Annotated in this window: 11 protein-coding genes and 2 pseudogenes; 12 read left to right on the forward strand and 1 reads right to left on the reverse strand. The window is 29.9% G+C overall.

Annotated features, from left to right (window positions below; genetic code table 11):
* The first annotated feature begins 151 nt into the window (after positions 1 to 151).
* The 5 genes from Ctaglu_RS23645 to Ctaglu_RS23665 all read left to right on the forward strand — a co-directional run bounded on the left by Ctaglu_RS23645 (position 152) and on the right by Ctaglu_RS23665 (position 4,458).
* Positions 152 to 1,444: a serine/threonine-protein kinase gene (locus Ctaglu_RS23645; protein ID WP_125006379.1), complete on the forward strand. Its 1,293-nt coding sequence runs from the start codon at positions 152 to 154 to the stop codon at positions 1,442 to 1,444.
* 1,312 nt (positions 1,445 to 2,756) lie between these two features.
* On the forward strand, positions 2,757 to 3,521 hold the full coding sequence (locus Ctaglu_RS23650) for a hypothetical protein (RefSeq protein ID WP_125006381.1): 765 nt from the start codon (positions 2,757 to 2,759) through the stop codon (positions 3,519 to 3,521).
* A gap of 39 nt (positions 3,522 to 3,560) precedes the next feature.
* A complete protein-coding gene (locus Ctaglu_RS23655; protein ID WP_125006383.1) occupies positions 3,561 to 3,788 on the forward strand; it encodes a hypothetical protein in 228 nt (75 codons plus the stop codon).
* A gap of 13 nt (positions 3,789 to 3,801) precedes the next feature.
* Positions 3,802 to 4,197, forward strand: coding sequence for a VanZ family protein (locus Ctaglu_RS23660; RefSeq protein WP_233439935.1), 396 nt, complete (start codon positions 3,802 to 3,804; stop codon positions 4,195 to 4,197).
* Positions 4,198 to 4,209: 12 nt separating this feature from the next.
* Positions 4,210 to 4,458 carry a DUF6933 domain-containing protein gene (locus tag Ctaglu_RS23665; protein WP_125006387.1) on the forward strand — a complete coding sequence of 83 codons (249 nt, stop codon included), beginning with the start codon at positions 4,210 to 4,212 and terminating at the stop codon, positions 4,456 to 4,458.
* Between the two features lie 387 nt (positions 4,459 to 4,845).
* On the opposite strand, the gene Ctaglu_RS26550 is transcribed toward Ctaglu_RS23665, so the two are convergent.
* On the reverse strand, positions 4,846 to 5,274 hold the full coding sequence (locus Ctaglu_RS26550; protein WP_125006389.1) for a recombinase family protein: 429 nt from the start codon (positions 5,272 to 5,274) through the stop codon (positions 4,846 to 4,848).
* A 245-nt stretch (positions 5,275 to 5,519) separates the two neighbouring features.
* Here Ctaglu_RS26550 and Ctaglu_RS23680 point away from each other — a divergent pair, with 245 nt between their 5' ends.
* The 7 genes and pseudogenes from Ctaglu_RS23680 to Ctaglu_RS23705 all read left to right on the forward strand — a co-directional run.
* Entirely contained in the window at positions 5,520 to 5,738 is a 219-nt protein-coding gene (locus Ctaglu_RS23680; RefSeq protein ID WP_125006391.1) for a hypothetical protein, read from the forward strand.
* A complete protein-coding gene (locus Ctaglu_RS26555) occupies positions 5,725 to 5,820 on the forward strand; it encodes an HTH domain-containing protein (RefSeq protein WP_373861728.1) in 96 nt (31 codons plus the stop codon). The genes Ctaglu_RS23680 and Ctaglu_RS26555 overlap by 14 nt, the downstream gene beginning before the upstream one ends.
* A gap of 53 nt (positions 5,821 to 5,873) precedes the next feature.
* Positions 5,874 to 6,323 (forward strand): GNAT family N-acetyltransferase, encoded by a 450-nt coding sequence (locus Ctaglu_RS23685; RefSeq protein WP_125006394.1) that lies wholly within the window; start codon positions 5,874 to 5,876, stop codon positions 6,321 to 6,323.
* A gap of 383 nt (positions 6,324 to 6,706) precedes the next feature.
* Positions 6,707 to 7,006: a hypothetical protein gene (locus tag Ctaglu_RS23690; RefSeq protein WP_125006396.1), complete on the forward strand. Its 300-nt coding sequence runs from the start codon at positions 6,707 to 6,709 to the stop codon at positions 7,004 to 7,006.
* A gap of 421 nt (positions 7,007 to 7,427) precedes the next feature.
* Positions 7,428 to 8,948: a 4Fe-4S dicluster domain-containing protein gene (locus Ctaglu_RS23695; RefSeq protein ID WP_125006398.1), complete on the forward strand. Its 1,521-nt coding sequence runs from the start codon at positions 7,428 to 7,430 to the stop codon at positions 8,946 to 8,948.
* Positions 8,949 to 9,627: 679 nt separating this feature from the next.
* Positions 9,628 to 9,745 (forward strand): annotated as a pseudogene (locus Ctaglu_RS23700) (IS200/IS605 family transposase); the annotation flags it as partial.
* A 38-nt stretch (positions 9,746 to 9,783) separates the two neighbouring features.
* A pseudogene (locus Ctaglu_RS23705) lies at positions 9,784 to 10,413 on the forward strand (RNA-guided endonuclease TnpB family protein); the annotation flags it as partial.

Consider the following 10,413-nt stretch of genomic DNA (forward strand, 5'->3'; position numbering starts at 1 on the left):
AAGAGAAGGACCGCAAAATTCTACAAACTTGTCAAGTGTTTTATGCGAAAAAAGTGGGGGAATCAACAAAAATTAATGATACTAAAAATGAGTAATCACAGGAACTAAGGAGTTTCCGTGAACGCTCAATTGTAATAAGGGGGGATTGTTTATGGCTTCTTATAATATTTATGAGCAAATTGGTGACCCAGGTGGATTTGGGGAGGTATTTAGAAGCAAAAGTGTTGTTGATGGCATAGAAAGTGAAGAATCCTTTGCACTAAAAATTTTAAAAGATACTAGCGAGGATTCAACCAAAAGATTTAAAAAAGAAGTAAGAATGCTCAAAAGTCTAAATCACCCAACGATAGTTAAAGTCATAGCATCTAATTTAGAGACAGATAAACCCTTTTATGTTATGCCTTTGTATGAAAAAAGTTTAAAAGGGCATTTAAATGAACTAATAGGTAATTATGCAAGAATAAAAATTATATTTAATTTATTATTTGATGGAGTTGAGTATTTTCATAATGAAGGTGTTTGTCATAGGGATTTAAAACCAGAAAATATTCTCGTCAATTCAGATTCGGATTTAGTTATTAGTGATTTTGGATTAGGATTAAGGTTGAATTCTGAGACAAATAGGTTAACAAAAACAGGATATGGAATGGGCACATTTATATATATGTCACCAGAGCAAATGAATGATTCAAAACACGTAGACCATAGAACTGATATATATAGCATAGGTAAAATATTATATGAATGTGTAACTGGAACAATAGACTTTAATGTTGATTTAGATATTTTGCCACAAGGATTAAACTATGTAGTATCTAAGTGTCTAAAAAGTAATCTTAATGATAGGTTTCAAAATATTAAGGACGTAAGAAATACTTTTAATTCAGCTATAAATATATTAATTGGTGGAGTCGATATGAATAATTTAGAGGATATAGTAAACCAAATAGTATCAACTAATGATTTTAAAAGCGTCATGAAACAACTAATAGATAAACTTATTAATATAGATTTAAAAACTGAACAAGATGGGATTCATGAAATGATAATGAAAATACCGCTAGAAGCAATTTCAGAGTTATATAACAGAGAAAAGGATTTAACTCTAAAAATTATTGAAACTTACGTGGACAATACAACTAGCCAAGGTTGGGCATTTAATTATACCGATAGTATTGGAGATAGATGTAAAGAAATTTTTCAACTTATTAATAATAATGAAATAAAGGCAAAATTATTATATTGTGTAGGACAAGTTGGTTTTGCACACAATAGGTGGTGTGTTATTGGACAATTTGAAGATCTGTTAAAAAGTGTAGAGGATACGGATTTAGCATTTTTGACTATAAATGAGTTGGATAAACTATACAAAAAGAATGTTATTGATCTTAATATTAATCCTTCTAAATTGAATCCTATTATACAAAAATGGATAGAGTGTTAGAGTGAGAAAAAATATGTGTATTATATTAATTTATAGTCATATTGGAAACCATGCTTCGCCTGTACTGTCAAAAAATTAAATGAGTGTTATAATTAATGACTATACTATTTTAGTGTATATGATAAAAAGATATGTACTCGTTATGTTGAGAAATTGGCTTGGCGGGTATATTTTAGATTAAATCAAAAAATATAACTAAAGCCATGGAAAAAATAAATTCCCATGGATTTAGTTATAATATTTTCATTTTAATAAAGTTGAAGAAAATTTAAAAAATAATTGTTGAGTTGGTCAAAAAATGTTAACTTTAACAAAATGAATGTCGTATCTGAGAATGCATATTAATAAATTTATTATCAAATTCCTCTTGCCATGGATCTAAAAAGCCTTTTTCAAAAAAATACGTGGGTTTACCGCATATTTCACAAAACCTGCTATTAACAGGATTAGCATTTGGGCAATCATCAATATTTTTATTTAAATAATTAGAGCAGTAATTAAAAATATATGTGCCACAAATAGTGCAACGGTCACCTTTTACTTATTTCCCATTAGATTTACAGGTCGGGCATTCCAGGACTCTTTCAAGTTCGTCGGTAAGCATCCTCACTAGGGTGACACACTAGGGTGACAGGTACTTGTAAAAGAATGTAAAAACAAAAGTGCTAAAAAAATAAATGCGCAGCTCGGTAGAAACGTTGAGAGGTTTGAAAAAGAATAGAAACAAAAAAGACTTGGCGGTAGCCAGGGAGCTCAGGTTAAGGATGTCATCATTGATAGTCCTGGTGCCTATGTGGGGATTTTGGTGAATATAGTTATTAACAGAAGGAAAAAGGTCATCACTGGTAGGAAGTTTAATTGCTAGTAATGACCTTTTTCTGATAGAATTTTCCTACAAAATAAAGCAGGAAATATCATTCTTTTGTAGAAGTAGTAAAGATTAGCGCTACATATAAGTATGACTAAGTAGGAAACTTCTGTAATAAGCTTTAAAAAAGGGAACTGGAAGGGCATCAAAGATGGGAAAGTTGATGAGGAATAAGTAGGGATATAGTAGGATAGAAAAGTGAGAGATTGAAAAACGATAGCCAGGGTGTGGGAACTACTGAAAATATATAGAAGTATATTTTCATAACTGATGAATTTCAAAGACTAGCAAAAAGACCTGAGTGTTCAGTGCTTAGAAATTATATGTTGGGTATTATGGGGTGAGGTAATGTTAGATAAGATAGCATGAGGTAGTGACAGTATTTTACAAGAAAGAATTTCCTTAATAATAAAAGTTTAATAATTTGAGTTGGAGGAAACAAATATGTATAGAAAACACATAGTAGCTTTCATGGATATTTTAGGATTTAAGCAATTAATAACTAATGCTGAACAAGGTATTGATGATGCTATGCTTATTATAAACAAATTGACAAATAGTATAGAGATGGTTATGGAGGAAAATAGATTTTTATCAGATATTAGCTATAGAATTTTTTCAGATTGTATTTGCATAAGTTATGATATTAGCAATGTATCTAAAGAGAGGATTGTATGTAACATCCAAAGTTTCTTAGAACAGATTATTTGTATACAGGCTCAATTAGTACTTGAAGGTATATTTTTAAGAGGAGCAATATGCATTGATAACCATTTTGAAAATGAAAATATAATATTCTCACAAGCTTTAGTGAAAGCATATGAACTTGAAAGTACAAAAGCACTGTATCCACGAATTTTAGTGGATGATTCTGTAATTGAATATCTAAAAAAGAATAATATTGGTAACAGTTCATTGAGTTTTGAGTTTTATGGAAAGATAACTAGGGACTTAGATGGTTTAAATTTTATAGATTATCTAGATTACTGTAGTGTCTTAGGGATAGAATATTGTGAAGATGAATTTTTGAAAAATCATAAAGAACTTATAGAATCAAGGTTAAGAAATGAGAGTGACCTAAATGTGTTACAGAAATATTTATGGTTAACTAGATACCATAATTTTAAGGTTAAAGAAGAGGATTTAAGCAAGAAATATAAAATTGGAGAGGACTTTTTTTTATTCTTTAATAAAGATGTGTTTATATAAAATTCTTTCATATACAATTTTAAATCTAAGTTAGGGCATATGAATGAAGGATTAATTTTTACTTATGCTTATAGTGGTAATAAAGAAAAAGAAAAAATTCAAAGTTACATTAAGGAAAATAAGCTAGACTATGAGGTTGATTATAATAACATAGTATTATCTATTCAAGATGAACTATCAATAGAATATATTGATGATCTTTTAAATTCCAATAAAATTGACAATAGGATAAAGATAATATATGCTACTTTGAACAAGTTAAGTTAGGAATAGATAATAAATGAATATAAAACAAATGCGTAAATTTATATCATATATAGCTGTTATCCTATGGATGGCGCTCATATTTAAACTGTCATCCCAGCCAGCAGCGCAGTCAGGTAAGCTGAGTACAGGAATAACAAATATTAATATAAAAGCCATAGAGAAAGTTAAACCTAATGCAAAATTTAATATAGCAAAATTTGATCACATGGTAAGAAAAAATGCACATTTGTTTGTTTATTTAGTTTCTGGAGTATTTGTGATAAATGTTTTGAGAAGAAGTGGGGTATGTGGATATAGGGGTGTAGTTTTTGCATTACTTATTTGTATTCTTTATGCCGCAAGTGATGAACTACACCAAGTCTTTGTACCAGTGAAGTATATCCTGAATAAAAGAATACAATTATTTTAGGAGCCATAATATATGTTAATTCAATGTACAAAAAAAATATTAAAACAATTAAATATTAAATCTGAGGCTCATCCACAGGAAGAGTCTCTTTTTTCGTGGCATGCCAATTTAATAACAGTCTATAGGAGAAAAGCTATAGTGCTTGTTAATGATAAAAATAGATATGTTATAGTTCTTAGGGTACTAAAGGATAAAGACTTTAAAAGATTAGATGAATATATAATTAAAGGAATTAAAGAGACTTTTGTATTTTCTAACTGAAAACTCCCCCATATTATAATCGAAAAAATCCCCCACCCTTATATCAATTGATAGCACATGTGGGTTGCCATTGACATTGAGCCTCTGTGCATATGGTTATAGGCCATTAACCAAGTCATTGCAAACAATTGCTTAGCAATAGGTATAGGCTACCACATGCACTCTCAATGTAAATGGTACGCTTCGCCAACCCACATTAAAATTATCAATTGCAAATTAGGGTGGAGGAAAATTTCAACTATAAAGTGGGGGAGTTTTCAATTAGTATATACAAAGCATTAATATAGCCATAACACTTGCGATTATAAAATTTTGAGTTTCCTCTCTCAAAGCCACGGCGAATCCCCCACCTAATATTTTGACTTCTTGATTTACTATCAGCTTGTGCTACTGCTTCAAGAATAGACAACAGAAAAGTCTTACTTGTCTCTGAAGTGTTAATGTTTTCAATCTCAAAGTACACATCAACAAGGAGGCTACGCAATTTATAACATCGAGTATGTCCACTGTATTGCGTCCAAATCGACTTACTGATTTGGTAATTATTAAGTCAATTTTGTGGTCATAGCAATCTGAGAGCATTCTTTGGAATTCTACCCTGTCGGTAGTATTTTTCCAGGATTTAATATCTGCATATACATCAACTAGTTCCCAATCAAGGTGCCGATTAACCATCTGCTTATATTGGTGGATTTGGTTGTTAAGGCTTTCTATTTGGTCAGCATGCAACCTGCTGACTCTGAAGTATATTGCAACCTTTACTTGTAGCATGAGAGGTATTCTCTCAATTTTTGTGACTTTTCTTTCATTACTCATAATCGCATCATTCCTTTAAAATAATTACCCTAACCATCTCACTTCGGAATTAGATTTATATTTAGGCTATGTCAAAGAGTAGTGTTGAAAATCATACACACCAATTATAGCCAATATTATCCTTTTGTTGTATAATGGAGTTAATTCGGACTTGTAATTTTATGTTCAATAGTAAAAAATTACGGACTAACAATTGTTTATCATACCGATAAATAGTAATTTATTTTGAAAGAAAGGTGATCAATATGGAAGATGTAAAAATGATAACTAAAAAAGATGTGATGGAAGAGTTGCAACTATTGATTGAAAAATACAAATTTAATATAGATGTGCTTTCAAGACTATTAGATGTAAAAAAAGAAGTTATTTTAAGCCAAGATGAAAAAAAACTATTTGAAAATTCTAAAGACTTTTCTAAAATGTCTAATTTAATTTCTATGATTGAACTTAGTGGAAAATCCTAAGTTAGTATTTTTAGAAAGTAAATATAAAATATCTAAAACAGTAATGTCATTACGCTTTTTATTTAAGGAATTAGAACCATAAATTCCAGTGTAAAGTTGAGTAATATAAATAGTAATTTAAAGGGGGAACAATTTATGGAGATAGTAAAGTTTAATTTAAAAGATAAAAATGAATTGTTAGAGTTAGATAAAGAATGTTTTGGAGTAGATTGCTGGGATAATGAATTATGGCAAGAAATTTTAGGGGATTTAGAACATAATATTATTTATTTAGTGAAACAAAATAATGAATTAATTGCATACTTGATGATATTCAATTGGGGAAAAGAAAAAAATTACGTTAAAATTACTAATATAGGAACTAAAAGTTGTTTTAGAGGAGAAAAATTAGCACATAAATTATTTGAAACAATGATAAATGAGATGAAAAAAGAAGGAATGAAAGATTTTAGAGGAGAGACAAGAGTTACAAACTATCCAATGCAAAAAGTATTTAGTGATTTTGATTTCAGAAATGTAGAAACTTTTAAAGGGTATTATGATAATCCTACTGAAGATGCATTGAGATATCATTTAAGTATATAAATATGTTGATAAATTCTAATTTGTAGTGAACATCCATAGATTTGTGTAACTATTGCGCATAATTCTTCTATGAAGCAAGAAAGGCAGCCTTGAGAGGTTGCCTTTCTATTTCAACATTATTCTTAAACAGAGTCTTTATTTAACATAAAAACCTTTGATTTTAAAGGGCTTTGTTGTTTTTATAGAGAAATTTAATGATGATTAGGCTAAAATCAAGGCACCGGATTGTGAAAGTATGTGCGCAATTTAGTGGCAATGATTTTGTGGAATCTGCATTAATATTAGGAAGTAATCTTGTTTGAATATCTATAATGACTTGCTATTAATGCTATTAAGAGCGAACATAACACTACCGAAACTAGCGGTAGAAAGGGTAGTTCACCATGAATCCTAGAAATGTAATCATTATACCACCCACATTTCCAAATCAGCAGAGTAGATATTTAGGAACACCAGGAAAAACTCATGTAGTAGGTTATGTCCGTGTTGAAAAAGGAACCGGTGCTGGTGTGAAGATTCGAAAAAACATTAGACAACTCATTGCAGATCAACCGGAATTGGGATATGCAATGATAGACTACTATCAAACCCAGAATCAGGATTTAACATATCGTAGCTTTTTCAACATATGCAAAACGATTAGATCAGGATGTATTGATGTTTTGATTATCTATTCTTGCTAAATTGTATCAAAATTTGGGTTTAGCCTAATTATCTCATACATAAACTATAATATTGATACAATGAAAAGTCTTTCTAATGGCAATAAAGAGATTGGATTATCTTATTTTATGGCAATACTTCTTGTTAACCATATTTGGGAAGGACTTTTTAATTTCTTTAGAAATAGAAGTACAGTCATGATAAAGTTATTTAGCAATTGATTTAAATAAAAAAGAATTCCTAATCATGTGTTGAATCACAAATCTTTCACTTTTGAATGTGTTGGGGGTGGAAATTACTTTTGTAATTGAGGAGGACTAAATAAGTAAAATAAATACATAAATAAAATTGACTAAATTGTTACCATATGATATTCTAACGAAGAATATATATATATATATTTGGAGTTTTTATAAATATAAAAACATAAAAGGAGTTACAATGAAATACGAATATAAAACACTTGCTGATATTAGACACAAAGTTTTCACGGCCGTAAGTAAGATGGCTTTTGAAGACAATTTAAAAGAAATAGAGAATATCCCATATGAGATTATTCCTGGAGATGTGGGTAAGTATAGAGAAAGTACATTTCTTGAAAGAGCAATAGTTAGTGAGCGAATCCGTTTGGCAATGGGACTAAATTTAAGACCAAGTGATAAAGCAAGAGCAATTACGGAGGGACTAGAGGGGGCAACAAAACCTTCAAAATATTATGAACCGCCACTTGTAAATATTATAAAATTTGCTTGTAATTCTTGTCCAACAGATAGCTATGAAGTTACAAATATGTGCCGTGGCTGCCTAGCACACCCTTGTGTAGAAGTTTGTCCTAAAAGCGCAGTTAGTATAGTTAATGGGAAAAGTGTTATTAATCAGGAAAAATGTATAAAGTGTGGTTTATGTGCTAAAGTGTGTCCGTATTCAGCAATAATAAAACATGAGCGACCATGTGCCATGGCATGTGGGGTGGATGCAATATATACGGATGAATATGGCAGGGCATCAATAGATTATAATAAATGTGTTAGCTGTGGAATGTGTATGGTAAATTGTCCTTTTGGAGCAATATCTGATAAAAGCCAAATATTTCAACTAATTCAGGCAATTAATCAAAAGGAAGAAGTAATTGCAATTGTAGCTCCATCATATGTGGGGCAGTTTGGTAAAAATGTTGGATTTAATGATTTTAAAAGAGCAATGATTATAATTGGATTTAAAGATGTTGTTGAAGTTGCAATTGGTGCAGATATTTGTACAATTGATGAGGCAAAAGATTTTATAGAAAATGTACCTGAAAAACTTTCATTTATGGCTACTTCATGTTGCCCTTCATGGTCTGTTATGGCTAAAAAATTGTATCCTGAATATGCTGAAAATATTTCCATGACTTTGACTCCAATGGTTTTTGCTGCTCGACTTGTGAGAGAAAAACATAAAGATGCAAAGATTGTTTTTGTTGGGCCATGTAGCGCGAAAAAATTAGAAGCTTCTAGAAAAAGCGTAAAAAGTGAAGTTGATTTTGTAATTACATATGAGGAGTTATCTGGAATATTGGAAGCCAAAGAAGTAGAAATAATTGGTACAGATAAGAGCCTGAGTAATGAAGCAACTGGTTCGGGAAGAGGCTTTGCTGTTGCAGGCGGAGTCGCTAAGGCTGTAGCTGATTTGATAAAAAAAGAACATCCAGGGCAAGAAGTGAAGATTAAAGCTGCGGATGGACTGAGAGAATGTAGGGAGATGTGCAATGATGCCATAAAAGGAAAGTATGATGGATATCTCCTTGAAGGAATGGCGTGTCCGGGTGGCTGTGTGGCTGGAGCTGGGTGTATTGTCAAACCTAACATATCCGGTGCTCAGGTTAAACAAGTGGCTAAAAATTCTGAACTGAAGATTTCAGATGAGTCTAAATATGCTGATAAACTTTACTTGTTAGATGAAAAAAAATTAGAGGAAGAATAGAAAATTGAACTTGAAAGAGAACGAAATCTTATTGAAATCCAAAAAAAATTAAATGATGATATGGATTAAAATAATCTTAAAATGAAATTATCACGCACTGAGTGATAATTTCATTTAAAATAGCATGTATCAATGAGGTTGTATAATAACTTATTTAATACTATTAATAATGATTTTGATACAATGTAAAACCCTTGAATTCAGGGGTTTTCGTTATTTTTTGGATTAAATTTAAGCTGGAATTTGAGACTTAAATCACAAAAAATTGGATGGTAAAAGAAATCATGCAAAAAGCAGTGTTATTGAGTTTATAAAATAATAAACCTTCACTTAAAGGCTGACATACTGATGTCAGTCTTTGTTTTATATAATTAATAGTAAGTAATGAAAAGTTAGTATATGGAAAATATCATAAAGAATTAGAAATGATTTAACAACTGGAGATATAGATTGTAGACACCCATTATGGTCTCCAGATTCTAGACATGTTGCATACCTTAGTTCAGTTGGTGACGATGATAAGAAGAAAAATCAGATATTTGTTAAATTAATAGATGGTTATAGTAGGGTTAAAATTACAATATTTGTGCGGAAAGCCCACTCCTTCAGGTGTGGGATGGATAGCATAGCTTGTGTATAATATATTTGTAAAATACATAAACTATGCTATTATAAATTCATGAAAAATAAATATAGAACAACTGAAACAACTGTATCTTTGATTAATTATAATTTTATATTTTGTCCAAGATATAAAAGAAAAAAATTTAATACCTAATATTGAAAAGAGATTTAAACATTAGGAGAGATGTGTATGTGAAGAGAGGTGAATATTGTGTCAAGTTATATTTTGACATTAAAATTAGAAACAGAAATATATCAAGAGGATATATTAGATAAAAGATTAGAAATAGGTAGAAATATTTATAATAGTTGTCTAGGCGAATTATATAAAAGATATAACTATATGAAAGAATCTAAGGAGTATAGAAAAGTAGTTAAAATGAAAAAAGGCAAAGAACGTAATAAAGAATTTAACAAATTAAATAAGAATAATGGTTTGACAGAATATTCACTTCATAAGTATGTTAAGCTTATACAGAAACATTTTAAAGATAATATAGATAGCTTCACTACACAAAAAATAGCGACAAGATGTTTTAATGCTTTTGGGCAATTAATGCTTCATAAATGTAATAAAGTTTATTTTAAAAAATATGGTGAACTGAGTAGTGTTGAGGGTAAATCAAATAAAACTGGACTTAGATTTGTAGATAATAAATTAATATGGAATGGACTTTGGATAGATATAATTATAAATAAAAACGATGAATATGGACATATATCATTATTAAATAAAATTAAATATTGTAGAGTAGTTAGAAAGTTCATTCGAGGCAAATATAAATATTTTATTCAACTAATTTTAGAAGGAATTCCACCTGAAAAATATAATAAAGAAACT

The organism is Clostridium tagluense (genome assembly GCF_003865095.1).
GTDB lineage: Bacteria > Bacillota > Clostridia > Clostridiales > Clostridiaceae > Clostridium_AD > Clostridium_AD tagluense.